The organism is Ralstonia condita (assembly GCF_958405655.1).
GTDB lineage: Bacteria > Pseudomonadota > Gammaproteobacteria > Burkholderiales > Burkholderiaceae > Ralstonia > Ralstonia condita.
In genome coordinates this window covers 24,349-48,207 of record NZ_CATYWO010000006.1, presented here as the reverse complement: position 1 = coordinate 48,207, position 23,859 = coordinate 24,349, and the positions used below count along the sequence as shown (strand labels likewise).

Sequence of the window (23,859 nt, the reverse complement as noted above, 5' to 3'; positions counted from 1 at the left end):
TTTGTTCATGGGATCGAATCAGTGACTGGCCGGCATGGGGCCATCAAAGCGCGGGCCGATACCGCTGCGGCGGTCGAGCACGCCGCTCCACGACGTGAGTGCCAGCGACACCAGTACCACCAGTGCGCCAATCCAGGGCGTGTGCATCAGGCCGAGGTGCGTGACGATCAGCCCGCCGGCCCATGCCGCGCCGGCGATCCCAAGATTGAAGGCTGCAATGTTCAGGCCCGACGCGACATCGACAGCCTGAGGCGTGAATCGCTCAGCCTGCTTGACGACATACACCTGCAGCCCGGGCACGTTGCCGAACGCCACCGCCCCCCACAGCAGCACCGTCGCCACGGCTGCCCACGGATGGTGCGCCGTGAATGTGAACAGGAACAGCACGGCAGCCAGTAGCGCAAAGATGATCTGCAGCGCGGCAATCGGCCCCTTGCGATCGGCCAGGCGCCCACCCCATAGATTGCCCACGGCAACCGATACGCCATACACCAGCATCACCCAGCCCACCGCCCCCGCGCTGAAGCCGGCTACATCCTGCAGGATCGGCGCAAGAAAGGTGAAGGGGATGAACGAACCGCCGTAGCCGATAGCCGTCTTGGCGTAGACCATCAGCAACCGCGGCTGCGCCAGCACCTTGGCCTGCTGCATCAGCGAGGCCGGCGGCGTATGCGCGATCTGGCGCGGCACGAACAGCAGGCTACCCACAAACGCGATCACGCCGAGTGCGGACACCGCCAGGAACGTCTCGCGCCAGCCGAAATGCTGGCCGATGAAGGTGCCCAGCGGCACGCCCGTCACCAGCGCCACGGTCAAGCCGGTGAACATGATGGCGATGGCGCTCGCGGCCTTCTCCTTCGGGACCAGCCCGGTCGCGATGGTCGAGCCGATGGAAAAGAACACCCCATGTGCCAGCCCCGTCAGCACGCGCGCGAGCACGAGTGATTCGTACGTCGGTGCACGCCACGCCAGCAGATTGCCCAGCGTGAACAGCGCCATGAGCGATAGCAGCAGCGTCTTGCGCGGCAGCCGCCCGGTCAGTGCCGTGAGCACGGGCGCGCCAATCGCCACGCCCAGCGCATACAGGCTGACCAGCAGCCCGGCCGAGGGGAGCGTGATGCCAAGATCCGCCGCCACCGTAGGAATCAGGCCAACGATGACGAACTCGGTCGTCCCGATGGCAAACGCGCTCAAGGTGAGCGCAAACAAAGCAATAGGCATGGTGCCCTCCATGAAACCGATGAATCGATGGCTGGAGTATCGGCGTGCCCGTCTTTGCAAAAAACCCCGCGTTGTGCAGAATACTTTTGACTGTGAATTGATAATCAACCATGAAAACGACGCTCGAAGAACTGCTCGCCTTCCGCACCGTGGTGGATACCGGCTCCGTGACGGCCGCCGCCGAGCAGCTTGGCCAGACGGTATCGGGCGTGAGCCGTGCCCTGCGCCGGCTTGAGGAGAAGCTGGAGACGACACTGCTCTCGCGCACCACGCGGCGGCTATCGCTGACGGACGAAGGCGCAGCGTTTCTGGCACAGGCACGCAGCATCCTTGCCGCGGTGGACGAAGCCGAGGAGCAGATCGCGCTGCGGCGCCAGCAGCCCGCCGGACGCCTGCGCGTGAACGCCGCCATGCCGTTCATGCTGCATGTGATCGCGCCGCTCGTGCCGGATTTCCGCGCCCGGTATCCGCAGATCGAGCTGGAACTGAACACCAACGACCTCGTCATTGATCTGCTGGAAGAAGACACCGACGTCGCCATCCGCATCGGCGCGCTGCGCAATTCCACGCTGCGCGCACGCCTGCTGGGCACGCGGCGCCTGCGCGTCCTCGCCAGCCCCGCCTATTTGAAAGCGCGCGGCCGGCCCCGCAGCGTCGATGCGCTGAAGGATCACGCACTGCTCGGTTTCGTACAGCCCGAATCGCTGAACCAATGGCCGCTGCGCGGGCCGCATGGCGATCGTCTGCACATTGAACCGGCGCTGAAGGCGTCGAGCGGCGAAACCCTGCGCCAGCTCGCCCTGCAGGGCGCGGGCATCGTCTGTCTGGCCGATTTCATGACGGCCCAAGACCGCCGCAACGGCGCTCTCGTGCAGGTGCTGCCCGAGACTACGGTAGAGGTATTGCAGCCCATTCACGCTGTCTATTACCGCAACACGCAGCTCGCTTCGCGCATTACCTGCTTTCTGGACTTCCTGGAGACGCGGCTCGCCCAAGCCGCCTGAAGTGAAACCGCCTCACGGCTGTGCAACAATTGCGCGATTCAACACCTTCCGCGTGCGACCGATCGATCGCGCGCCGCGCATTGACACCGCATGGCTGAACACTCCGCCGCTCCGGCTCTGGAGATCGACCCGAAATACGGCCCATTCGATAAGCACACGCCGATGATGCAGCAGTACCTGCGTCTGAAAGCGGGCCATCCGCACACGCTGGTCTTCTATCGCATGGGCGATTTCTACGAGCTGTTCTTTGACGACGCCGAAAAAGCGGCCCGCCTGCTCGACATCACGCTCACCGCGCGGGGCAGCACCAACGGCATGCCGATCCGCATGGCCGGCGTGCCGTTCCACGCCGTGGAGCAATACCTGGCCAAGCTGGTGAAGCTCGGCGAATCGGTCGCCATCTGTGAGCAGATCGGCGACCCGGCCACCACCAAGGGCCCGGTCGAGCGCAAGGTGGTGCGCGTGGTCACCCCCGGCACACTCACCGACGCCGCCCTCCTCTCCGACAAGGTCAACAACCATCTGCTGGCGATCGCGCATGTGCCGGGAAAGCGCGGCGCCGCACCGCTGGTCGGCCTCGCATGGCTGAACCTCGTGGGCGGCGAGCTGCGCGTGATGGAGTGCAGCCCGGATCAGCTCGAGCGCGAACTCGAGCGCATCCGCCCGGCAGAAGTGCTGGCCGACGATGCCACGCTCAACGCCATCCAGTACGACGTGGCCCGCACGCGGCTGCCTGACTGGCATTTCGATGTGGAGGCCGGCGCCCGGCGCCTGCGCGAGCAGCTCGGCGTGGCAAGCCTCGTGGCATTCGGCGCCGAATCGCTGACGGCGGCCCTGGCCGCTGCGGGCGCCCTGCTGAACTACGCCGCGGCCACCCAGGGCCAGTCGCTGCGCCACGTGATCAGCCTGACGGTCGAGCACGAAAGCGAGTTCATCGGCCTGGACACGGCCACCCGCAGGAACCTCGAACTGACCGAGACGCTGCGCGGTCAGGAGTCACCGACGCTGTTTTCGCTGCTCGACACGTGTGCGACCAGCATGGGCAGCCGCCTGCTGCGTCACTGGCTGCATCACCCGCTGCGCGATCGCGCGGTACCGCAAGCGCGCCAGCAAGCCATCGAAGTGCTGCTGGGCAGCGACTGGCAGGCGCTGCGCGCAATGCTGCGCACGTTGTCGGATGTGGAGCGCATCACCGGGCGGCTGGCGCTGCTCTCGGCACGGCCGCGCGATCTGTCGTCGCTGCGCGATACGCTGGCACGCCTGCCGGAGGTGCGCGAGCAGCTTCCGAATAGCGATGCCGCCCCGCTGCTGGCACAACTGCACGACGCGCTGGCCATTCCCGAAGAGGCGCACGCGCTGCTCCATCGCGCCGTCATGGCCGAGCCGGCGGCGATGGTGCGCGACGGCGGCGTCATCGCCCGCGGCTACGATGCCGATCTGGATGAACTGCGCGACATATCCGAGAACTGCGGACAGTTCCTCGTCGACCTCGAAGCCCGCGAGCGAGAGCGCACGGGCATTGCCAACCTGCGCGTCGAATACAACCGCGTGCATGGCTTCTACATCGAAGTCACCAACGGCCAGGCGGCCAAGGTCCCAGACGATTACCGTCGACGCCAGACGCTGAAGAACGCCGAGCGCTACATCACGCCCGAGTTGAAGGCGTTTGAAGACAAAGCCCTGTCGGCGCAGGACCGCGCGCTGTCTCGCGAGAAGCTGCTCTACGAAGCGTTGCTGCAAAAGCTGCTGCCGCACTTGCCCGAGTTCAAGCGCATTGCGGCGGCACTCGCGCAAGCCGACGTGCTGGCCACGCTGGCCGAGCGCGCGTACGCATTGTCGTGGTCGCGCCCCACGCTCACCGACGCCCCAGGCATCGAACTGACGCGTGCGCGCCATCCGGTGGTCGAACAGCAAGTCGAGCAGTTCGTCGCCAACGACTGCGTGCTGCAGGACGCCCGCAAGCTGCTGCTCATCACCGGCCCGAACATGGGCGGTAAATCGACCTTCATGCGGCAGACGGCGCTGGTGGTGCTGCTCGCGTACGTAGGCGCCTTCGTGCCGGCCGAGGCCGCGACCATCGGCCCGATCGATCGCATCTTCACGCGTATCGGCGCCGCCGACGACCTGGCGGGCGGGCGTTCCACGTTCATGGTGGAGATGACCGAAGCCGCCGCCATCCTCCATCGCGCCACGCCCAACAGCCTGGTGCTGATGGACGAAATCGGCCGCGGCACCAGCACATTCGACGGCCTGGCCCTCGCCTGGGCCATTGCGCGCCACCTGCTCTCGCACAACCGCAGCCACACGCTGTTCGCCACGCACTATTTCGAGTTGACGCAACTGCCGCAGGAGTTTGCGCAGGCAGCCAACGTGCATCTCTCCGCTGTCGAGCACGGTGACGGCATCGTCTTCCTCCATGCGGTGCAGGATGGCCCTGCCAGCCAGAGCTACGGCCTGCAGGTCGCGCAACTCGCCGGCGTTCCGCAGCCCGTCATCCGCGCCGCGCGCAAGCGGCTGGCGTGGCTGGAACAGCATTCTGCCGATACCGGTGCCACGCCTCAGCTGGATCTGTTCGCGCTGCCCGTCGATCCGTCGCTCGATGAGGGAGACGAGGCGCCGGCCGAGGCGCCGAACAGCGTGCTAGCCAATGCGCTTGCCGCGATCGACCCCGACGACCTGACGCCGCGCGAAGCGCTCGACGCGATCTACCGGCTGAAGGCGCTCTCCAACCCGGGTGCGTGATGAGCCGATCTTGCTTGGCCTTTCGCTCGCTGCGATGCATTGCTGTGACCCTGGCGATGCTCATTCCCCTTGCGGCACCTGCAGCGCCGAAAGGCCGAGCTGGCGCGCCGCCCGGATTCTCCTTCGCCGTGATCGGCAACCTGCCCGAGCGCGCCGAAGATGTCGGCCCAGCGCGCGCGCTGCTCGATGCCATCGACACAGCGCAGCCCGCCTTCGTCGTCCATCTCGGCAACCTCAAGGGCCGGGACGAACCATGCTCCGATACCCTGCTCGAGGCACGTCATGATCTGCTCGACAACCTGATCGCACCTGTCATCTACATCCCGGGCGACCACGACTGGAGCGATTGCCAGCGCCCCGCCGCCGGCAGTTACGACCCGGTCGAGCGGCTGCTTCGACTGCGCGAACTGTTCTACCCCGACGACAACACGCTTGGCCAGCGCGCGATGACGGTGATGCGCCAGTCCGACCAGGCGAGGTTCCGCAGCTACCGCGAAAATACGCGCTGGGAAACGAACGGCGTACTGTTCGTCACCCTCAACGTGCCTGGCGACAACAACAACTACAAGACGGCCGGCGGACGTAATGGTGAATACGAGGACCGCCTCGAAGCGAATCGGCAATGGCTGAGCCGCGCCTTCGGCATCGCCCGCCAGCGCAGACTGCCCGGCATCGTGATCATGATGCAGGCCGATCCGCTGTTCGACGATGGCTGGGAACGGCACCGCGCCCCGAACCTGTTTGACGGCCTGTTGCGCCGACCGCACGACGGCTATCTCGCGCTCAAGCGCCAGTTGCGCACCCTCACGCGTGAATACGGAGGGGCCGTCTTGCTCATTCACGGAGCCAGCAGGACGTTCCTGCTCGATCGCCCGCTCAAGGACGAAGACGGCCGCCCCGACCCCCACGTCATGCGCGCGCGCACCTATGGCTCACCCACGCTGGATCAATGGCTGGAAGTATCGGTGACGCCCGGCCGCTCTCCACTCTTCCATCTACGCACTCGTCACGTTGACAGCGCTGCGGCGCCCGAGGCAGCGCCCGCCGCCGCACAATAGAAAACGGGAGCCGAGGCTCCCGTTCTCATTGAGGCATAGACGCATCAGTGCAGCGTGTGCGGCTTGTCGTCTTCATCCTCGTCCACCACCTCGAGACCATTCTCGCCGTGCACGTGGCCGTGCTCGATCTCTTCGGCGGTAGCTTCGCGCACGTCCGTCACCTTGAGCTCGAAGCGCAGCGCCATGCCGGCAAGCGGGTGGTTGCCATCCAGCACAACCTTGTCTTCGGCCACATCGGTGACGGTGTAGACGATGGCATCTTCCTCGTCGCCGTCCTCTGGCACACCCTCGAACTGCATGCCGACCTCGAGCGGTTCGGGGAAGCGGTCACGCGGCTCGATCTTGATCAGCTCTTGGTCGTACTCACCAAAAGCGTCATCTGGCTCGAGCTGCAGCTGGGTCTCGAAGCCTTGCTCATGGCCGTCCAGCGCTTCCTCGATCTTGGGGAACGTGCCATCATAGCCGCCGTGCAAATACACCATCGGCTCATCGGATTCCTCGATGACGTTGCCCTGCGCGTCGGACAGTTTGTAAGCCACCGACACCACCGTATTCTTCGCGATTTTCAATTGCGCACTCCATGAACGAAGTCTCATTATACGCTGCCGATGGCGGCGTCCAAGGCAGCACCCAAACGGCCCTTCCGGTGAGCCGGCCGGCACAGTTGCTGGGGGGGCTGTCCCCGCGCGATTTCATGCGTGTCCACTGGCAGAAGAAACCCCTGCTCATTCGCCAGGCTCTGTCCCTGGAAGAGATGCGCACGCTGCACTTTCCGCTCTCGCCCGAACGCGTGCTGGCCCTGGCGGAGCGCCCCGATGTGGAGTCCCGCCTGATCGCCCAGTCCCGCGGCCGCTGGTCGTTCAACCACGGCCCGTTCGACGAACGCCCCCTGCCCTCACGCAAGACGCGCAACTGGTCGGTGCTCGTGCAGGGCGTCAACCTCGTTGAACCTGCCGTCGAGGCGCTCATGCAGCGCTTTCGTTTCATTCCGGATGCGCGACTCGACGACGTGATGATCAGTTTCGCCACCGACGGCGGCGGTGTCGGCCCGCACTTCGATTCCTACGACGTGTTCTTGCTGCAGGCACATGGAAAACGCCGCTGGCGGATTTCAGCGCAGGATGACCTCACGCTCGTGCCCGACCTGCCACTCAAGATCCTCGCCAATTTCCAGGCCGAGGAGGAGTTCGTACTCGAGCCCGGTGACATGCTCTATCTGCCGCCGCATTACGCGCACGACGGTGTGGCCGTGGGCGACTGCATGACCTACTCGATCGGCTTTCGCTCGCCGTCGTATCGGGAGTTGGCCGGTCACTTCCTTGGCTTCCTGTCGCAAACGCTCGAAGACGACCCCAACTTCGAGGGCCGCTACGCCGACCCCGACCAGAAGCCTACGGAGCACCCGGGGGAACTCCCGGCGACGATGGTCAAGGCCCTCGCGCAAAAGCTGAACGCGCTGCGCTGGACGCCGGAACTCGTCGGCGAATTCCTTGGCGCGTATCTTTCCGAACCCAAGGATCACGTCGATTTCGTCACGCAGCCGCGCCTGCCACTTGCGCGCTTCACTGCCCGGGCACGCAAGGAAGGAATCGTGCTGGATGCGCGCACCCAGGCGCTCTATGACAGCCAACGCTTCTGGATCAACGGTGACACATTCGAGCCGTCAGGTACGCTGCTTGCGTGGCTATCGGCGTTGGCGGACCAGCGTCACGCAAGTGCGGCCTCGGTCGACGCGGCTGCCGACCTCCCGGACCTCATGGACACGCTGCACGCCTGGTACGAAGAAGGCTGGTTGCGGCTGACAGGACCGACACAGCGCTGATCGCATCACTGAAACAGATCGTTACAAAAGCAAGCAAATCCAACGTGCGTCTGGCCAGACTCCGCTACACAGGGTAGGTAAAGGTCGCTATAATCTGATGCTAGCCTGCAGCTAAGAAGTTCCCTACTAATTGGCTGCCGGCACAGAAGAAGGTGTCGTACCTGCGCGATAATTACCGGTAATTATTCATCGCCCTTTCTGTTGTTCGCTTTCCATATTCAGTTTAAGGATCGAAAAATGAAAAAGTCTCTCCTGATCGCCTCGCTGATGGCTGCTGTGGCTCTGGCTGCTTGCGGTAAGAAGGAAGAAGCTGCTGCTCCGGAAGCTTCGGCTCCCGCCGCCGCTGCTCCGGCCGCTTCGGAAGCTTCGGCTCCCGCTGCTGCTCCGGCCGCTTCGGAAGCTTCGGCTCCCGCTGCTGCTCCGGCTGCTTCGGAAGCTGCTGCTCCGGCCGCTGCCTCGGACGCTTCGGCTCCGGCTGCCAAGCAGTAATCGCGGTTTTCGCGAGACAAAAAAGCCGACCAGCTGGTCGGCTTTTTTTATGGCCACGTCCCGGCCAACAGATCCCGGCACCTGCTGCCACTCAAAGTTGTTTCCAAATCCTACAGGTCATCGGCCGCAGAATCACACCGCGTGCCATATGAGCCCTTCCTCCTGATCGGCGATTGGAACATCGCTCGCATGGACACCTAGCGCGGCCGCGATCGCCTCGCCAGCCAGCCGCGGGGTATTGTTCTGTTTTGACAAATGTGCCGCCACTACCGTATGCAGGGCGTCATGGCGCACGCGTGCCAGGATGGTGCTGGCGATATCGTTGGCCAGATGACCGAAATCCCCGCCAATGCGCTGCTTCAATGACCACGGATACGCCGAGTTGGCCAGCATCTCGCGATCGTGATTGCACTCGAGCACCAGCGCGTGCAGACCTTCGAGATGGGCGCATAGGTATTCCGTCGACATACCGGCATCCGTCAGCACCCCCAGACGCCGCGCACCGTCGCTAAAGACAAACTGCAATGGCTCCCGCGCATCGTGCGGCACGGTGTAGGGCCGTATTTGCAGATCGCCGACGCAGAACAGCTCATCGGCACGACAGAAGCGCACGGCTGCGCGATCGGCACCACGCAGGTGATGCGTCGCGCGATAGGTGCCGTGACTTGTCCAGACGGGGATAGCGTATCTGGCAGCAACCGCGTAGGCGCTGCCGATGTGATCGCCATGTTCGTGCGTGACGAGGATGGCGTCGATGGATTCCGGCGCGCAGCCCAAACGTTCGAGCCGGCGCACGGTTTCGCGGATGCCGAATCCGCAGTCGAGCAGAACGCGCGTGCAGGTCACCCCATCGGTGGATTCGACCAGCAGCGCGTTCCCTTCACTGCCGCTGCCGAGGCTGGCGAATCTGAATGTCATCGCCCACCCCGGCAGCTGTCCTGCATGGCACGCGTCAGCGCAGTTGCTCGTCGAGCAGGGACAGGATGCGCTTGCCGATATCACCGGTCTGCGCGGAACCGTCGTCGTTCTGCACGGTCACGGTCGATGCATTGCCGCCATCCTTGACCACCACGCGATAACGCTTGGCACGCTTCAGGTCTTCGATCTTCGTGCCCGAGAACAGGCGAGAGAAGAAGCCCGGCGCGTTGGCCTCGGCGCGGGTGTCGGCATAGCGGACGAAGTACACGCCCTGCGTGCGGTCACGATCATCCACGGTGAAGTTGACGCGATCGAGCGCCAGGCCGACCGTGCGCCATGCGCGGTCAAATGGTTCCGGTACTTGCAGAGCCGGCTGGCCGTTCACCTGCGTCAGCAGCGAGGGGCCGGCAGCGCGCGTCGCGGGTTCGTTGGCGACAGCCTTGGTGCCATCTTCGATCGGGTGTGCCGTCTGCGTCTGGGCAAGCTTCTGCTGCGCGGCTTCCTTGCTGGCACCCAGGCGCTGCATCAGGCGCGCGAGGAATTCGGCCTCGAGCTCCGGATCGGCCGGACGCGGCGTCCATACGGTCTGGTCCTTGGTCGACCCCACCAGTTGCTCCTGCGCGCCGCGATGCGAGATGTACACCTCGACCGTGCCGTTCGGGCCTTTCTCGATTCGAGTCCGGAATTTGTCGCGCTCGCCGGTCGAATACAGACCGTCGAACACCTTGCCGATGGTGCGCCGGATGATGTCTTGCGGAATCTTCGCGCGGTTTTCAGCCCAGTCGGTTTCCATGATGCCGGTCTCGGGCGAATCGATCACCAGCAGGAAACCTAATTCCTGCCAGAACGTGCGCAGTTGCGGCCAGAGCGCGTCCGGCGTGGTCTTCACGACCAGCCAGCGCTGGTTGCCATCCCGTTCGATCCGCATGTCGGACACGGCCGGAAGCACGTTTTCCGTGCCCGCGCCCGGTGTCGTAACCTTCGGCGCCGTCGACGTATAGGCCGACAGCGTGGTCGTGCCCGTATCCGGTGCGGCATAACGGCGGTCCGCCTGGATGCCCGTCAGGTCGGGCGGCACTTCCAGCGTCGGGCCCTTCTTGGCTTGCGACTTGTAATCGATGCGGTCCGGCTGCATCACCTCATTGACGGTATCGCAACCGGAAATCATGGCAACCGACAGCGCGGCCAGCAACAGGTGAGCAGACGTCGCCACAGCCCCGCGACGGGTTTGGTGCAGTTTCATTGACTTGCGATCCTTCGGATGAGAACGATGGCTTGAGAGCCCAAGGAAGGGCTTTGAAACATCAGGAGAGCAGTCCGGCGTCCTTCAGGGACGCGCGTACCACCTCGTGATACTGGGGAGCCAGCGGCGTCAACGGCAGGCGGATGCCGCCTTCCATTTTGCCCATGGCCTGCAGAGCCCATTTCACGGGAATCGGATTCGATTCGACGAACAGGTTCTTGTGCAAGGACAGCAATTGCATGTGGATGCGACGAGCCGTCTCCACGTCGCCGCGCATGGCGGCCGCGCAGAGCTCATGCATGGCGCGCGGCGCCACGTTCGCCGTCACCGAGATGTTGCCGTGGCCGCCCAACAGCATCAGCGCGACGGCGGTCGGGTCATCGCCGCTGTAGATCTTGAACGAGGACGGTGCACCCTTGATGAGATGCGCCGCGCGGTCGATGTTGCCGGTAGCTTCCTTCACGCCGATGATGCCCGGCACTTCGGCCAGACGCAGCATGGTCTCGACCGACATATCCGCGACGGTACGACCAGGTACGTTGTACAGAATGACCGGCAGATCCACCGACTCGGCCACCTTGCGGAAGTGCAGGTACATGCCTTCCTGCGTTGGCTTGTTGTAGTACGGCACGACCTGCAGGGAGGCATCAGCGCCCACCTGCTTGGCGTAGGCCGTCAGTTCGACCGCCTCGGTGGTGGAGTTGCCGCCGGTGCCGGCAATGATGGGAATGCGCTTGTTGGCCTGTTCGACCGCGACGCGGATCAACTCACGGTGCTCTTCCACCGACACGGTCGGGGATTCACCGCTGGTGCCGACGATCACGATGCCGTCGGTACCCTCGTCAATGTGCCAGTCGATGAGCTTGCGCAGCGACGGGAAATCAAGGCTGCCGTCCTCGTGCATGGGCGTGACGATGGCGACGAGACTGCCGGAAATCTGGATCATGGTTTCGAAAGCAGACAAAAGCGTGAACGTAAACAACCGGATTGTACCGGATCGTCAGCGCGGATTCGTCACATCAGGGCCCCGCCGGGAGACGGGTAAGCCGCGCCTGCAGCAAGTTCAAATTGCGTACCGCGGAGCCACGGCCCCCGCACGCTCGCGCACAGCGCAAAGGCGTTGTACGTAGGCGTTACGGGGCGATGCAACAAAGCCGTCCTCATAGCCAACCACGCGCAGCTGGCCGCGCACGGCGTCAAGCAGTTCACCCGGTGCCAGAAGGAACGCCGGGTTGGACGGTTTCCCGACCGTTTCGTTTCCTGCGGCGAAGGTTTCGTAAATCAGCCGTCCGCCTGGCACAACCGCCGCCAGCAGGTGCGGCCATAACGGCCGATGCAGATAGTTGGTGACGACCACAGCGTCGAAAACCGCCCCAGGCAATGGCCACGGGTCGCTCTCGATATCGGCGACGATGGTGCTGGCGATGCCCGCAAGGCCGGCAAGCGCTGCGGCGTCGCGGTCGATGCCGGTGACACGGCATCCGCGAGCGGCCAGCCAACGCACGTGGCGGCCGCTGCCGCACGCCACATCCAGCACGGATGCGCCGACCGGCAACTCGACGGCCCAGCGCATGACCCACGGTGAGGGGGCGGCAAGCATGTGCGGGTCGGTCACGGCAGCAGTCACCGGCAACGCGTCAGCTATACGACAGACCCATCGCCTCGCGGACCTCGCGCATGGTCTCTTGCGTGACCTTGCGCGCGTTGTCGCAGCCATCGGCGATGATCGCGCGCAGCAGGGACGGGTCGTCCATGTACTTCTGGGCGCGTTCGAGCATTGGTTGCTGCTCGCGCAGGATGCCCTCGATCACAGGCTGCTTGCATTCGAGGCAACCGATGCCGGCGCTGCGGCAGCCCTTCTGCACCCACTCCTTCGTATCCGCGTCGGAATAGACGAGGTGCAATTGCCAGACGGGGCACTTGTCAGGATCACCCGGATCGGTGCGACGCACGCGGGCCGGGTCGGTCGGCATCGTGCGAACCTTTTTCTCGACGGTCTCCTTGTCCTCGCGCATGCGGATCGTGTTGCCATACGACTTGGACATCTTCTGGCCGTCGAGACCCGGCATGCGCGACGCTTCGGTCAGCAGCACCTGCGGCTCCGGCAGGATGATCTTGCGGGCGCCTTCCAGATAGCCGAACAGGCGCTCGCGGTCGCCCATCGAGAGGCTTTGCGATTCGGCAAGCAGCGCGCGCGCCTGCTCCAGGGCTTCGTCCTCGCCGCGTTCCTGATAGGCGGTGCGCAATTCGAGATACAGCTTGGCACGCTTGCCGCCCAGCTTCTTGGCCGCTTCGAGCGCCTTCTCCTCAAAACCCGGCTCGCGGCCGTACAGATAGTTGAAGCGGCGCGCGACCTCACGCGTCATTTCGACGTGCGGCACCTGGTCTTCACCTACCGGCACGAAGCCGGCGCGATAGATCAGGATGTCGGCTGCCTGCAGCAGCGGGTAGCCGAGGAAGCCATACGTGGACAGATCCTTCTCCTTGAGCTTCTCGATCTGATCCTTGTACGTCGGCACCCGTTCGAGCCAGCCCAGCGGTGTGCCCATCGAGAGCAGCAGGAACAGCTCGGCATGCTCGGGCACGCGGCTCTGGATGAACAGCGTCGACTGCGACGGATCGACGCCGGCTGCGAGCCAGTCGATCAGCATTTCCCACACGGATTCCGCAATCACCTCTGGCGATTCGTAGTGCGTGGTCAGGGCATGCCAATCGGCGACAAAGAAGAAGCACGGGTACTCGGCCTGCAGCCGGACCCAGTTTTTCAGAACGCCGTGGTAATGCCCCAGGTGCAGAGCACCGGTCGGACGCATGCCGGAAAGTACGCGGTCAGGAAACATGTGGGAATGGGAAGTGGATACTCAGGAAAACAGCATCTGCAGTGGACTCAGGATCCATTGCAGCAGTTGGAACAGCAACGCCATGATGGGGCGCATCCAGATATTGGTGATGACATTCGAAATGATCAGCGCCATCACGATGAAAAAGCCGAACGGCTCGATACGCGATAGCGCGAGCGCAGCCCGCGGCGGCAGAAGCGCGGCCAGCACGCGTCCGCCATCGAGCGGCGGCAGCGGAAACATGTTGAATGCCGCCATCACCATGTTCACGAGGATACCCGCGCGCGCCATACCGATCAGGAACGGTTCATTGACCCCGCCGACGGTCAGCACCACCGCCAGTACGCCCCAGAGGATGGCCTGCGCGAAATTCATGGCCGGCCCGGCCAGCGCCACCCACATGCCATGCCAGCGCGGATCCCGCAGGCGGTCGAAGCGCACCGGCACCGGCTTCGCATAGCCGAAAACGAAGGCACCATGGGTCGCGAAGTACAGCAACAGCGGCATCGCAATCGTACCGATCGGGTCGATGTGCCGCAGCGGATTCAGGCTGATGCGGCCCATGACATAGGCCGTGTCGTCGCCAAAGTGCTTGGCAACATAGCCATGCGCAGCCTCATGCAGCGTAATGGCAAACAGAACGGGAATCGCGTAGACCGCGATATTCTGGATCAGTGTGGGGTCCATAAGCGGGCTATTGTAGCAAGCGCGCGGCGGCACGCTCACCGCCCAACCGTCTACAGGCCGACGCGCGCCGGATCGCCGCGCCCCTTGCGCACGAGTTCAGGCTCGCCGCTGGTCAGGTCGATGACCGTGGTGGGCGCCGCCGGGGCCGGCCCGCCATCAATGACAAGTTCGAGCTGCTTCTCGAGCCGCGCGCGAATGGTTTCCGCTTCGTTGAGCGGTTCGTCGTCGCCCGGTAGCTGCAGCGTCGCAGACAGAAGCGGCTCGCCCAGTTCAGCCATCAATGCCAGGGGAATCGGGTGTTCCGGCACACGCAATCCGATCGTCTTTCGCGACGGGTGCGACAGGCGGCGCGGGACTTCCTTGGTCGCCTCCAGCAGAAATACGAACGGACCCGGCGTGGCGGCCTTGACGACGCGATATTGCTTATTGTCGACGCGTGCAAACGTGGCCAGCTCGGAGAGATCGCGGCACATCAGCGTCAAGTGATGTTTCTCGTCGATGCCGCGTACGCGGCGCAGGCGTTCAACAGCGGCCTTGTCGTCCAGGTGGCAGGCCAATGCATAGCAGGAGTCGGTCGGCAGGGCCACCAGGCCGCCCGCACGAATGATCTCCGCCGCCTGACGGATCAGTCGTCCCTGAGGCGTGACCGGATGAATCTGGAAGAACTGGGACATGGGCAGCCTGCGCTCAGGACAGCCACCGGCTCCACACCGGTGTCAGGTTGTCGGGCAACGGCGGCAGGGCGCCCAGTTCGATGCGCCCCTCGCCTGGGCCGTGGAAATCCGACCCGCGCGAGGCCAGCAGGCCGTAGCGACGCGCCACGTCGGCATACAAGGCATATTGATCGGGCGTGTGGCTCCCCGTAATGACTTCGACCGCTTCGCCGCCCAGCTCCTTGAACTCGTCGAACAGCGCGCCATGCTCCACCAGCGAGAGCGAATATCGGCCCGGATGCGCCATCACGGCGACACCACCTGCGCCCTTGATCCAGCCGATGGCATCCGTCAGGCGCGCCCAGCGATGCGGCACGTAGCCCGGTTTGCCATCGCCGAGATAGCGCTCGAAGACCTCTGAGATGTCGCGACAATAGCCCCGCTCGACCAGAAAACGCGCGAAGTGCGTGCGCGAGATCATGTCGGGATTGCCGGCAAAATGAAGTGCGCCTTCGTACGCGCGCTCGATGCCAAGCTTGGCAAGCGCCGCGCTCATGTCTTCGGCGCGAGCGCAGCGGCCCGAGCGGGTGCGTTCCAGGCCGTGCACGAGATCAGGGTGATCCGGATCGATGCCCAGTCCGACGATATGCAGCGTCCGCCCTGCCCATGTGACGGAAATCTCCACGCCGGGCAGGTAGGCCATGCCAAGCGATTCGGCGGCAACTCGCGCCGCGGCCTGACCGCCCACTTCATCATGATCGGTCAGAGACCAGAGGGTCACGCCGTGCGCAGCCGCACGTGCGGCCACATCTTGGGGTGCGAGCAGCCCGTCCGACACTGTCGAATGGCAGTGCAGATCGGCGTTACAGATCGAGGCAGCTGAAAGCGTAAGCATTCAAACATTCTACTGCTGCGACGCAGAATCGGGGCAACGGGGCTTCGCCTGCGGCAGCGGGGCTTCCGGAAGACCCGACTGCCCGTGGCGGTGTTCGCGGCCCGCCGTCCGTGGCGCGCTATAGTGACCGCATCGTTCCGCCATCACGGCCCCATCATGACCACCGCCGTACCTCCCCTCCCCGGTTCCACCCAGCCCGAAGAACAACGCATCGATGTACTTGTCGTGGGCGCCGGGCCTGTCGGCCTGTTCGCGGCGTTCCAGGCGGGTGTGCTTGGCCTGTCGTGCGTGCTGGTCGATGCGCTGGATCGCCCCGGCGGCCAGTGCACCGAGCTCTACCCGGAAAAGCCCATCTACGACATTCCCGCTCTGGTCTCTTGCACTGCGCAGGAACTGGTCGATCGGCTGATGGCCCAGTGCGAGCCGTTCAACTACCCGATCCTCTGCGGCCGTCGCGCCGAAACCATCGAGACCCTCGATGGCGAGCATGGCCAGCGCTTCCGCGTCACCACCAGCGGCGGCGACATGTTCAATTGCGCCGCCGTGCTCATCACCGCGGGCAATGGCGCATTTGCACCCCAACGCGTGGCGCTGCCCGAGGCAGCCGCGCTCGAAGGCCATCACCTGCATTACGCCGTGCGCGACACAGCGCGCTTTGCGGGCAAGCGCGTCATGATTGCAGGCGGTGGTGATTCCGCGCTCGACTGGGCATTGGCGCTGCGCAAGGTAGCCGCACGGGTGTCGCTCGTGCACCGGCGCGAGGGCTTTCGCGCCGCGGATGCGACCGTCGCCGAGATGCGCGCCGCCGTCAGCGCCGGACAAATGGACTTTGTGCTCGGCATGCTTGCGCGTCTGGACAGCACGCCCGAGGGCGCACTCACCGGCGTGGCCGTGCGTGGATGCGAGGGCGAGGTAGTCGTGCCGTGCGATGAGCTGATTGCGCTCTACGGACTCGTCTCAGAGCCCGGCCCCATCGCCAACTGGGGCTTGGAGATGCGCGCGGGGCGCATCGTGGTGGAAACCACGGCGTATGAGACGTCTCGCCCAGGCGTTTTTGCAGCAGGCGACATCGCGCTGTATCCGAACAAGCAGAAACTGATTCTCTCGGGTTTCCATGAGGTGGCGATGGCACTGCGCCGCGCCTACCGCTATGCGTACCCCGACAAGACGCTCGTGCACACGCACTCCAGCAACGACACAGGGCTGCAAACGAAACTGCACGTGCTGGCGGGGTGACGATGCGGCTCAGCTCGGCCGGCAGAAATCCTCGATCAGCGCAGCCACCTGCTCGGGCTGATCGTGATGCAGCATGTGCCCCGCATCGGCGATGAGCACTTCGCGGAAATCCGGGAACGCCGCAAAGCGCGCCTTGAATTCCGCCAGCGGCACGTCGCCCGCAATCGCCTTCAGCGTGGTCGAGTCGACCGCCTCGACATGCAGCACCGGCGCGGTGACGCGGCGCCAGACTTCCATCACCTCATCGAGCCGGTAGAGCTGCGGATTGATGATCTTGTGCGCCGGGTCGCCCAGGATCTCCCAACGGCCGTCGGCGTTCTGGCGCGACCAGTGCTGCGCGAGAAACGTGGCCTTGTCGACCGGCAGGCGCGGGTTCGTCTTCTGCAACCTCGCGGCAACGTCTTCGAGGGTGGCATAGGTATTCAGGCGTGGCTTGTCTTTCAGTTCATCGAGCCAGCGCGCATACCGGCGCGGCGCCTGCGACGCCCTGGACGCGCTCATGCCAAAACCCTCGAGGTCGACGACACGGTGCACGCGCTCCGGTCGGATGCCCGCATACAGGCAAACCACGTTGGCGCCCATGCTGTGGCCGACCAGCATCAATTGCCCTTCGGGCTGGTAGTGGTCGACGATGGCTTCGAGGTCGGCCAGGTAGTCCGCGAACCAGTAACAATCCACACCCGCAGCATCGGTGGGCCGGGCGGTCAGCCCGTAGCCGCGCCAATCGGGGGCCACGATGTGCCACTGCTGGCGCAACGCATCGACCAGAAACTGGAACGATGCCGACACGTCCATCCAGCCATGGAACAGGAACAGGATGGGCGCGCCGGGTTCGCCCCATTCGCGGACGTGATAGCGCAGGCCGCGCACATCCAGGTAAGTGGAGCGGGAAGCTTGGCGCGTGGCCAGCAGCGGCGTAGGGTCCATGGTTTGCGTCACCGGATAATCGAACGATCGTTCTTTTTCTGGTGATTATAGCGGTGGACACCCTGCCGCGTGCGGCTTAGAACGACGCTTCGAGCGCGGCGATCTCGTCCTCGTCGAACCCCGCTCGCCGGCGAGCATCGAGATTGAAGGGCCCCCGCAGCCGCGGCGCGCCGTATTGCTCGGCGAGCGCACGGTAGGTCGGCAGCGGGTCGACGCCCGCTCGCTCGCACAGCCAGCGGTACCAGCGGTTGCCGACTGCCACGTGGCCGATCTCATCGCGCAGGATGACATCGAGGATGTCGGCAGCAGCGCCGTCGCCTGCCTGTGCGAGCTTTGCACGGATCGGCGGCGACGCGTCCAGACCGCGCGCCTCCAGCGTCCGCGGCACCAACGCCATGCGGGCGAGCGGGTCGCAGGCGGTCTTCTCCGTCATCTGCCAGAGTCCATCGTGGGCCGGGTAATCGCCATAGTGGCAATCGAGCGTGGCCAGGTGGGCGGACAGCAGCGAGAAATGCGTCGCCTCTTCGGCAGCCACCCGCGTCCAGTCCTGGTAAAAGGCGATCGGCATGCCGGCAAAACGCCATACGGCGTCCAGCGCCAGGTTGATGGCATTGAACTCGATATGCGCAAGTGCATGGAGCAGCACAGCACGACCGTGCGGCGTATCGATCGCGCGTCGGCGAGGCACATCCGCGGGCGCCACGAGCCGCGGGGCGACCGGTCGGCCGGGGATGCCACTGGCCGGCGCGGCGATCACCTCGCCAGCTCCCCAGTCGGGTTCAGCCGCGCAGGTCGCCCATTTGCCCAGCCGCAGCGTGGCGTCCACCTTGCTGGCGGGATCGGTGAGGCACAGGGCTGCCAGAGCAGCCCGGCGCAGCGTGTTGGAGGGGGATTCGGCTACAGTCATCAGCGTACAATTCGGGCTTTCCGCTATTTTAATTCGACGCATCGGCCTGCCGACCCCGGCGGGCTTGAAGACGCGCCCACTTCCCCCAATTACGCAGATTCTGGAGACCGATCGCATGGCCCTCTATCAACTCGGTGACGCTGCCCCGACCATCGATGAAAACGCCTACGTGGCGCCTGAAGCGACCGTCATCGGTCGCGTGGAACTCAAGGCGCGCGCCAGCGTCTGGCCGGGTGCGGTCATCCGCGGCGATAACGAGCCGATCACGGTCGGCGAGGCCAGTAACGTGCAGGAAGGTTCTGTGCTGCACACCGACCCGGGTTGCCCGCTGAACATAGGCGACCGCGTCACGATCGGCCATCAGGCCATGCTGCACGGCTGCACCATCGGCGAAGGCTCGCTGATCGGCATTCAAGCAGTGGTGCTCAATCGCGCGGTGATCGGCAAGAACTGCCTGGTAGGTGCGGGTGCGATCGTGACGGAAGGCAAGGTCTTCGAAGACAGTACGCTCATTCTGGGCGCGCCCGCCAAGGCCGTGCGCAAACTGACGGAAGACGACATCGCCAAGATGCACCTGAACACCGAAACGTATGCGGTGCGCCAGGCGATGTACAAGCAGCAACTGAAACGGATCGATGGATGACTGACGAGCTGAAGAAATTCATATTCGACGCCGCGCCCGTGCGCGGTGAACTGGTGCGCCTGGAAGGGACGTGGCAAGAGGTCCTGCGCCGCCGCCGCTACCCTGCCCCGGTGAGCACACTGCTGGGCGAGATGATGGCCGCCGCCGCACTGCTCTCGGCCAACCTCAAATTCAACGGCGCGCTGGTGATGCAACTGCACGGTGACGGCCCGGTACGCATGCTCGTGGTGGAGTGCAACTCCGACCTGTCGATGCGCGCCACCGCCAAGTTGATCGACGGCGCCGAGATTGCCGACGACGCCACGCTGGCCTCGATGGTGAACGTCCACGGTCACGGGCGCTTTGCAATCACGCTGGACCCGCACGACAAGCTGCCGGGGCAGCAGCCGTATCAGGGCATCGTGCCGTTGTCGGATGAGAACGGGCCGCTCGCGAGCATGACCGAGGTGCTCGAGCACTACATGCAAGCCTCGGAGCAGCTCGCCACGCGCCTCTGGCTCGCGGCGGACGGCAAGGTTGCCTCGGGCATGCTGCTGCAGCGACTGCCCTCTTACGGCGGCGCCATGGAAGGCCACGCCGGCCGCGCACCCGCGCAGGTTGGCGAGACCGGCCACCCGCTGCACGAAAACGCAGCGGAACAGGATCTCGACACGTGGGAGCGCGTGTGCCAGCTCGGCACGACGCTGCAGCGCCAAGAACTGCTCGAGCAGCCGATCGATACGCTCATCAAACGGCTGTACTGGGAGGAAATGGAAGCCGCCGGCATCCGCATGTTCGAGCCGCTGAACCCACACTTCCGCTGCTCGTGCTCGCGCCTGCGGGTCGGCGCCATGCTGCGCACGCTCGGCCAGCCAGAAGTCGACAGCATCCTGGAAGAGCGCGGCAAGGTGGAAATCGACTGCGAATTCTGCGGCCAGCACTACAGCTTCGATGCCGTGGATTGCGCTCAGCTCTTTGCGCAGGACACCGTCGCCCAGGGCATTCAGGGGGCGTCCGAACAGCGTCATTGAAACGGGCGACAGCGTGTGAAAGAAGCGTGGCGCGCGGCACTTATCAACACTGACCGCACTCTAACCCGCCAGCTTCCTCATCTGTCGCTTGCCGCGGAGTGCATCATGTCTGAACCCATCAGCCGCTCGTTCGATCTTTCCCGCGCTGGGACGCTTGCGCTGCCTGTCGTTGCTGCGGTGCTCGTGTCGGCATGCGTGTCCGTCCCGCGTGGACCGGGCGGCACGCCTTATACCGCGCGCCTGTCAGGCGACTTGCAGTCGGCAGCGCCCGCGCCGCTGTCGGCGGAGGAGCGCAAGAAGCTGGACGAGTTGAATGCCAAGGCGCTGCGTGAATCCGATCAGGCCGTCCGGCGTGATGCCGAGGCGCGCGCGGTCATGGCGACACCGTATTACGCGCCATACCCCTACTACGGCAGTTACTCCATGTACTACGGCAGCGGCTGGCGTCACCATGGCGGATGGGGCTTCAGCTATGGGGCGCCCGTCTGGGGCTACCCGTACTACTGGTAAGTCCGGAAAAGTGTCTTGAAGACGAGCGCGTCCCATCAGGCGCGCGTGTTCGCATCAGGTGCGGGCACGCTCAGTGCCGGGTTTGCTGTCCTGCCGGAGGCACTGGCATTGGGGGCGTCTCGCTGGTCTTGGGCGCGGGCGCGACAAACTGCACAAAGCCCTCGTCATCCTTGACCATGCCCAGCTCGTAGCGCGCACGCTCTTCGATGGCCCCGGTGCCCTCCTTCAAGTCCTTCACTTCGCCTTCAAGCTTGGTATTCCGTTGCTTGAGGTCGGTGTTGCGTTGATTTTGGGCGGTCACCTGCTTCTGCATGTCCCACACGCGCAGCCAGCCGCCCTTGCCCAGCCAGAGCGGGTACTGGATGGCGAGCAGCAGCAGGAGCAGGAACAGCGTAATCAGGCGCATAAGGACTGGCGTTGACGGGATGCAGAGCCCAGATACCACGCGACCGCCACATCGGCGGTCGCACGGTCAGGCGAAGCGAAACTGCGCGGGATTATCGCAGGTTATAGAACGCCGACTTGCCCGGGTAGCTGGCGATATCACCGAGGTCTTCTTCGATGCGCAGCAGCTGGTTGTACTTGGCCATGCGATCCGAGCGCGACAGCGAGCCGGTCTTGATCTGGCCGGCGTTCGTGCCCACGGCGATGTCGGCGATCGTGCTGTCTTCGGTCTCGCCCGAGCGGTGCGAGATCACGGCGGTGTAGCCGGCGCGCTTGGCCATCTCGATGGCAGCGAACGTCTCGGTCAGCGTACCGATCTGGTTGATCTTGATGAGGATCGAGTTGGCGATGCCCTTCTCGATGCCTTCCTTCAGGATCTTGGTGTTGGTGACGAACAGATCGTCGCCCACCAGCTGCACCTTCTTGCCGAGCTTCTCGGTCAGGGCCTTCCAACCGGCCCAGTCGCTCTCGTGCATGCCGTCTTCGATCGACACGATCGGGAACTTGTCAGCCAGATTTGCCAGGTAGTTGGCGAAGTCTTCCGACGACAGCTGGAGGCCTTCGCCTTCGAGGTGGTACTTGCCGTCCTTGTAGAACTCGGACGCGGCGCAATCGAGCGCCAGCAGCACGTCTTCACCCGCCTTGTAGCCAGCCTGCTCGATGGCCGACAGGATGGTGTTCAGGCATTCTTCGTTGCTGGCGAAGTTCGGTGCGAAGCCGCCTTCGTCGCCCACGGCCGTGCTCATGCCCTTGTCAGCCAGGATCTTCTTCAGCGCGTGGAAGATCTCCGCGCCGCAGCGCAGGGCCTCACGGAAGCTCGACTGGCCGACCGGCATCACCATGAATTCCTGGATGTCCAGGCTGTTGTTGGCGTGTGCGCCGCCGTTGACGATGTTCATCATCGGCACCGGCATCTGCATCGCGCCCGAACCGCCGAAATAGCGATACAGCGGCAGGCCGGCTTCTTCGGCAGCGGCCTTGGCAACGGCCATCGACACCGCCAGCATGGCGTTGGCGCCCAGGCGGCTCTTGTTCTCGGTACCGTCCAGATCGATCAGGGTGCGGTCCAGGAACGCCTGTTCCGACGCGTCCAGGCCCATGATGGCCTCGGAGATTTCGGTGTTGATGTGCTCGACGGCCTTCAGCACGCCCTTGCCCAGGTAGCGCGACTTGTCGCCGTCACGCAGTTCGATGGCTTCACGCGAGCCGGTGGATGCGCCCGACGGCACCGCTGCACGGCCCATCACGCCCGATTCCAGCAGCACGTCGCATTCGACGGTGGGGTTGCCGCGCGAGTCCAGCACTTCGCGACCGATGATATCTACGATGGCACTCATGTAAATCCCTCTTGGTGTCTTAAAGCTAACGCAAGCGGTCGATGGGCTTAAACGCCTTCAACCACAATCATGTTCATCTTGGCGGCCTTGGAGCGCGCTTCGCGGGCGGCGCGATACTCCTCGCTGTCATGGAAGGCCTTGGCGGCGTCATAGCTCGGGAACTTGAGCACGACGATGCGGGTGGGGTTCCACTCGCCTTCAAGCGACTCGGTCTTGCCGCCGCGCACCAGCGGCTCGGCGCCATGAACTTGCATGGCCTTGGTCGACAGCACCTTGTATTGCTCGTATTGCACGGGGTCCGTCACGTCCACGTACGCGAGGATGTAGCCAGCGGCCATGTGTCTCTCTCCGAAAGCGACAACCAACGACAACGGCGGCAATCAGCGCCGCCGGTCCGGTAAGGTCAAGCGATCAATCGAACTGATTTTCCAGGAATCCGCTGCGCTTGGTGAGCACATCCAGTTCTTTCAGTACCGACAGCAAGTCTTTCATGCGGCGCAGGGGCACGGCATTCGGGCCGTCTGATTTTGCGCATGCCGGGTCGGGGTGCGTTTCCATGAAAAGGCCCGCTACGCCCACAGCGATGGCCGCACGCGCCAGCACCGGCACGAACTCGCGCTGGCCGCCCGAGCTGGTGCCCTGGCCGCCGGGCAGTTGCACCGAGTGCGTTGCATCGAACACCACGGGCGCACCCGTCTCGCGCATGATCGCCAGCGAGCGCATGTCCGAGACGAGGTTGTTGTAACCGAACGAAGCACCGCGCTCGCAGGCCATGAAGTTGTCTTCGGGCAGGCCGGCCTCGCGTGCAGCGTGGCGCGCCTTGTCGATGACGTTCTTCATATCGTGCGGCGCGAGGAACTGTCCTTTCTTGATGTTCACCGGTTTGCCGCTCTGCGCGCAGGCCCGGATGAAATCAGTCTGGCGGCACAGGAAGGCCGGCGTCTGCAGCACGTCGACGACGCTTGCGACCGGCTTGATCTCGTCGATTTCATGCACGTCGGTCAACACCGGCACGCCCACCTGGCGACGGACTTCCGCCAGGATGCGCAGGCCCTCTTCCATGCCCAGACCGCGGAACGAGCTGTCCGACGAGCGGTTCGCCTTGTCGAACGACGACTTGTAGATGAACGGAATGCCCAGTGCGCCCGTGATCTCCTTGAGCGTGCCGGCAGTATCGATCGCCATCTGCTCGGATTCGATCACGCAGGTGCCGGCAATCAGGAAGAACGGTTTGTCGAGGCCGACTTCGAAATCGCAGAGTTTCATGATGTTC

At 64.5% G+C, this 23,859-nt stretch carries 25 protein-coding genes; 9 read left to right on the top strand and 16 right to left on the bottom strand.

Going from position 1 to position 23,859, the window contains the following annotated elements:
* Positions 1–18: 18 nt before the first annotated feature.
* Entirely contained in the window at positions 19–1,221 is a 1,203-nt protein-coding gene (locus R2N03_RS17290; protein ID WP_316659046.1) for an MFS transporter, read from the bottom strand.
* A gap of 110 nt (positions 1,222–1,331) precedes the next feature.
* Between R2N03_RS17290 and R2N03_RS17285 the strand changes: the two genes are divergently transcribed.
* From R2N03_RS17285 to R2N03_RS17275, 3 genes are all read left to right on the top strand, one after another.
* Positions 1,332–2,225: a LysR substrate-binding domain-containing protein gene (locus R2N03_RS17285; protein ID WP_316659045.1), complete on the top strand. Its 894-nt coding sequence runs from the start codon at positions 1,332–1,334 to the stop codon at positions 2,223–2,225.
* Positions 2,226–2,315: 90 nt separating this feature from the next.
* The gene (gene mutS, locus R2N03_RS17280) at positions 2,316–4,967 is read left to right on the top strand and encodes a DNA mismatch repair protein MutS (protein ID WP_316659043.1); all 2,652 of its coding nucleotides are present in this window, start codon (positions 2,316–2,318) and stop codon (positions 4,965–4,967) included.
* Positions 4,967–6,025 carry a metallophosphoesterase gene (locus R2N03_RS17275; protein WP_316659041.1) on the top strand — a complete coding sequence of 353 codons (1,059 nt, stop codon included), beginning with the start codon at positions 4,967–4,969 and terminating at the stop codon, positions 6,023–6,025. Before mutS ends, R2N03_RS17275 begins: the two co-directional genes overlap by 1 nt.
* Before the next feature lie 44 nt (positions 6,026–6,069).
* Here the strand turns inward: R2N03_RS17275 and R2N03_RS17270 are convergent, their stop codons facing one another.
* Positions 6,070–6,594, bottom strand: a complete 525-nt coding sequence (locus R2N03_RS17270) for an FKBP-type peptidyl-prolyl cis-trans isomerase (RefSeq protein ID WP_316659039.1) — start codon at positions 6,592–6,594, stop codon at positions 6,070–6,072.
* Between the two features lie 11 nt (positions 6,595–6,605).
* On the opposite strand from R2N03_RS17270, the gene R2N03_RS17265 reads away from it, so the two are divergent.
* A complete protein-coding gene (locus tag R2N03_RS17265) occupies positions 6,606–7,847 on the top strand; it encodes a ribosomal protein uL16 3-hydroxylase (RefSeq protein WP_316659038.1) in 1,242 nt (413 codons plus the stop codon).
* Between the two features lie 237 nt (positions 7,848–8,084).
* Positions 8,085–8,336 carry a hypothetical protein gene (locus R2N03_RS17260; protein WP_316659036.1) on the top strand — a complete coding sequence of 84 codons (252 nt, stop codon included), beginning with the start codon at positions 8,085–8,087 and terminating at the stop codon, positions 8,334–8,336.
* Between the two features lie 132 nt (positions 8,337–8,468).
* Here the strand turns inward: R2N03_RS17260 and R2N03_RS17255 are convergent, their stop codons facing one another.
* From R2N03_RS17255 to R2N03_RS17220, 8 genes are all read right to left on the bottom strand, one after another.
* Positions 8,469–9,254 (bottom strand): MBL fold metallo-hydrolase, encoded by a 786-nt coding sequence (locus R2N03_RS17255; protein ID WP_316659035.1) that lies wholly within the window; start codon positions 9,252–9,254, stop codon positions 8,469–8,471.
* A gap of 34 nt (positions 9,255–9,288) precedes the next feature.
* Positions 9,289–10,497, bottom strand: a complete 1,209-nt coding sequence (gene bamC / locus R2N03_RS17250; protein WP_316659034.1) for an NlpB/DapX family lipoprotein — start codon at positions 10,495–10,497, stop codon at positions 9,289–9,291.
* A 61-nt stretch (positions 10,498–10,558) separates the two neighbouring features.
* Positions 10,559–11,443, bottom strand: coding sequence for a 4-hydroxy-tetrahydrodipicolinate synthase (gene dapA / locus R2N03_RS17245; protein ID WP_316659032.1), 885 nt, complete (start codon positions 11,441–11,443; stop codon positions 10,559–10,561).
* 117 nt (positions 11,444–11,560) lie between these two features.
* Positions 11,561–12,097, bottom strand: coding sequence for a class I SAM-dependent methyltransferase (locus tag R2N03_RS17240; RefSeq protein WP_316659194.1), 537 nt, complete (start codon positions 12,095–12,097; stop codon positions 11,561–11,563).
* Positions 12,098–12,134: 37 nt separating this feature from the next.
* Entirely contained in the window at positions 12,135–13,337 is a 1,203-nt protein-coding gene (locus R2N03_RS17235) for a tryptophan--tRNA ligase (RefSeq protein ID WP_316659031.1), read from the bottom strand.
* Positions 13,338–13,358: 21 nt separating this feature from the next.
* Positions 13,359–14,024 carry a site-2 protease family protein gene (locus R2N03_RS17230; protein WP_316659193.1) on the bottom strand — a complete coding sequence of 222 codons (666 nt, stop codon included), beginning with the start codon at positions 14,022–14,024 and terminating at the stop codon, positions 13,359–13,361.
* A 50-nt stretch (positions 14,025–14,074) separates the two neighbouring features.
* Positions 14,075–14,698, bottom strand: a complete 624-nt coding sequence (locus R2N03_RS17225; RefSeq protein WP_316659030.1) for an L-threonylcarbamoyladenylate synthase — start codon at positions 14,696–14,698, stop codon at positions 14,075–14,077.
* A 13-nt stretch (positions 14,699–14,711) separates the two neighbouring features.
* Entirely contained in the window at positions 14,712–15,572 is an 861-nt protein-coding gene (locus R2N03_RS17220) for a 3',5'-nucleoside bisphosphate phosphatase (RefSeq protein WP_316659029.1), read from the bottom strand.
* A 156-nt stretch (positions 15,573–15,728) separates the two neighbouring features.
* Between R2N03_RS17220 and R2N03_RS17215 the strand changes: the two genes are divergently transcribed.
* Positions 15,729–16,808, top strand: coding sequence for an NAD(P)/FAD-dependent oxidoreductase (locus tag R2N03_RS17215; RefSeq protein ID WP_316659027.1), 1,080 nt, complete (start codon positions 15,729–15,731; stop codon positions 16,806–16,808).
* A 9-nt stretch (positions 16,809–16,817) separates the two neighbouring features.
* Here the strand turns inward: R2N03_RS17215 and R2N03_RS17210 are convergent, their stop codons facing one another.
* Both R2N03_RS17210 and R2N03_RS17205 read right to left on the bottom strand, forming a co-directional pair.
* Entirely contained in the window at positions 16,818–17,735 is a 918-nt protein-coding gene (locus tag R2N03_RS17210; RefSeq protein WP_316659025.1) for an alpha/beta fold hydrolase, read from the bottom strand.
* A 76-nt stretch (positions 17,736–17,811) separates the two neighbouring features.
* Positions 17,812–18,642, bottom strand: a complete 831-nt coding sequence (locus tag R2N03_RS17205) for a ferritin-like domain-containing protein (RefSeq protein WP_316659024.1) — start codon at positions 18,640–18,642, stop codon at positions 17,812–17,814.
* Positions 18,643–18,757: 115 nt separating this feature from the next.
* On the opposite strand from R2N03_RS17205, the gene R2N03_RS17200 reads away from it, so the two are divergent.
* The 3 genes from R2N03_RS17200 (at position 18,758) to R2N03_RS17190 (ending at position 20,805) form a co-directional block, all read left to right on the top strand.
* Entirely contained in the window at positions 18,758–19,285 is a 528-nt protein-coding gene (locus tag R2N03_RS17200) for a gamma carbonic anhydrase family protein (protein WP_316659023.1), read from the top strand.
* The gene (gene hslO / locus R2N03_RS17195) at positions 19,282–20,295 is read left to right on the top strand and encodes an Hsp33 family molecular chaperone HslO (RefSeq protein WP_316659022.1); all 1,014 of its coding nucleotides are present in this window, start codon (positions 19,282–19,284) and stop codon (positions 20,293–20,295) included. The genes R2N03_RS17200 and hslO overlap by 4 nt, the downstream gene beginning before the upstream one ends.
* A 105-nt stretch (positions 20,296–20,400) precedes the next feature.
* Entirely contained in the window at positions 20,401–20,805 is a 405-nt protein-coding gene (locus R2N03_RS17190) for a hypothetical protein (protein WP_316659021.1), read from the top strand.
* A 70-nt stretch (positions 20,806–20,875) separates the two neighbouring features.
* Here the strand turns inward: R2N03_RS17190 and ftsB are convergent, their stop codons facing one another.
* The 4 genes from ftsB to kdsA all read right to left on the bottom strand — a co-directional run bounded on the left by ftsB (position 20,876) and on the right by kdsA (position 23,852).
* Positions 20,876–21,211 carry a cell division protein FtsB gene (gene ftsB, locus R2N03_RS17185; protein ID WP_316659020.1) on the bottom strand — a complete coding sequence of 112 codons (336 nt, stop codon included), beginning with the start codon at positions 21,209–21,211 and terminating at the stop codon, positions 20,876–20,878.
* A gap of 91 nt (positions 21,212–21,302) precedes the next feature.
* A complete protein-coding gene (eno, locus tag R2N03_RS17180) occupies positions 21,303–22,586 on the bottom strand; it encodes a phosphopyruvate hydratase (RefSeq protein WP_009238483.1) in 1,284 nt (427 codons plus the stop codon).
* Between the two features lie 47 nt (positions 22,587–22,633).
* Positions 22,634–22,924 carry a DUF1330 domain-containing protein gene (locus R2N03_RS17175; RefSeq protein ID WP_316659009.1) on the bottom strand — a complete coding sequence of 97 codons (291 nt, stop codon included), beginning with the start codon at positions 22,922–22,924 and terminating at the stop codon, positions 22,634–22,636.
* Positions 22,925–22,997: 73 nt separating this feature from the next.
* The gene (gene kdsA / locus R2N03_RS17170) at positions 22,998–23,852 is read right to left on the bottom strand and encodes a 3-deoxy-8-phosphooctulonate synthase (protein WP_316659007.1); all 855 of its coding nucleotides are present in this window, start codon (positions 23,850–23,852) and stop codon (positions 22,998–23,000) included.
* Positions 23,853–23,859 lie beyond the last annotated feature (7 nt).

Excerpts from the sequence above, each read along its gene's own strand:
- R2N03_RS17275 (WP_316659041.1), top strand. The coding sequence starts at position 4,967 with ATGAGCCGATCTTGCTTGGCCTTTCGCTCGCTGCGATGCATTGCTGTG.
- dapA (WP_316659032.1), bottom strand. The coding sequence starts at position 11,443 with ATGATCCAGATTTCCGGCAGTCTCGTCGCCATCGTCACGCCCATGCAC.
- R2N03_RS17210 (WP_316659025.1), bottom strand. The coding sequence starts at position 17,735 with ATGGACCCTACGCCGCTGCTGGCCACGCGCCAAGCTTCCCGCTCCACT.
- R2N03_RS17220 (WP_316659029.1), bottom strand. The coding sequence starts at position 15,572 with ATGCTTACGCTTTCAGCTGCCTCGATCTGTAACGCCGATCTGCACTGC.
- R2N03_RS17175 (WP_316659009.1), bottom strand. The coding sequence starts at position 22,924 with ATGGCCGCTGGCTACATCCTCGCGTACGTGGACGTGACGGACCCCGTG.
- eno (WP_009238483.1), bottom strand. The coding sequence starts at position 22,586 with ATGAGTGCCATCGTAGATATCATCGGTCGCGAAGTGCTGGACTCGCGC.
- ftsB (WP_316659020.1), bottom strand. The coding sequence starts at position 21,211 with ATGCGCCTGATTACGCTGTTCCTGCTCCTGCTGCTGCTCGCCATCCAG.
- R2N03_RS17235 (WP_316659031.1), bottom strand. The coding sequence starts at position 13,337 with ATGTTTCCTGACCGCGTACTTTCCGGCATGCGTCCGACCGGTGCTCTG.
- R2N03_RS17255 (WP_316659035.1), bottom strand. The coding sequence starts at position 9,254 with ATGACATTCAGATTCGCCAGCCTCGGCAGCGGCAGTGAAGGGAACGCG.
- R2N03_RS17265 (WP_316659038.1), top strand. The coding sequence starts at position 6,606 with ATGAACGAAGTCTCATTATACGCTGCCGATGGCGGCGTCCAAGGCAGC.
- R2N03_RS17260 (WP_316659036.1), top strand. The coding sequence starts at position 8,085 with ATGAAAAAGTCTCTCCTGATCGCCTCGCTGATGGCTGCTGTGGCTCTG.
- mutS (WP_316659043.1), top strand. The coding sequence starts at position 2,316 with ATGGCTGAACACTCCGCCGCTCCGGCTCTGGAGATCGACCCGAAATAC.
- R2N03_RS17225 (WP_316659030.1), bottom strand. The coding sequence starts at position 14,698 with ATGTCCCAGTTCTTCCAGATTCATCCGGTCACGCCTCAGGGACGACTG.
- R2N03_RS17190 (WP_316659021.1), top strand. The coding sequence starts at position 20,401 with ATGTCTGAACCCATCAGCCGCTCGTTCGATCTTTCCCGCGCTGGGACG.
- R2N03_RS17230 (WP_316659193.1), bottom strand. The coding sequence starts at position 14,024 with ATGGACCCCACACTGATCCAGAATATCGCGGTCTACGCGATTCCCGTT.
- bamC (WP_316659034.1), bottom strand. The coding sequence starts at position 10,497 with ATGAAACTGCACCAAACCCGTCGCGGGGCTGTGGCGACGTCTGCTCAC.
- hslO (WP_316659022.1), top strand. The coding sequence starts at position 19,282 with ATGACTGACGAGCTGAAGAAATTCATATTCGACGCCGCGCCCGTGCGC.
- R2N03_RS17205 (WP_316659024.1), bottom strand. The coding sequence starts at position 18,642 with ATGACTGTAGCCGAATCCCCCTCCAACACGCTGCGCCGGGCTGCTCTG.
- R2N03_RS17290 (WP_316659046.1), bottom strand. The coding sequence starts at position 1,221 with ATGCCTATTGCTTTGTTTGCGCTCACCTTGAGCGCGTTTGCCATCGGG.
- R2N03_RS17285 (WP_316659045.1), top strand. The coding sequence starts at position 1,332 with ATGAAAACGACGCTCGAAGAACTGCTCGCCTTCCGCACCGTGGTGGAT.
- kdsA (WP_316659007.1), bottom strand. The coding sequence starts at position 23,852 with ATGAAACTCTGCGATTTCGAAGTCGGCCTCGACAAACCGTTCTTCCTG.
- R2N03_RS17200 (WP_316659023.1), top strand. The coding sequence starts at position 18,758 with ATGGCCCTCTATCAACTCGGTGACGCTGCCCCGACCATCGATGAAAAC.
- R2N03_RS17240 (WP_316659194.1), bottom strand. The coding sequence starts at position 12,097 with ATGCTTGCCGCCCCCTCACCGTGGGTCATGCGCTGGGCCGTCGAGTTG.
- R2N03_RS17215 (WP_316659027.1), top strand. The coding sequence starts at position 15,729 with ATGACCACCGCCGTACCTCCCCTCCCCGGTTCCACCCAGCCCGAAGAA.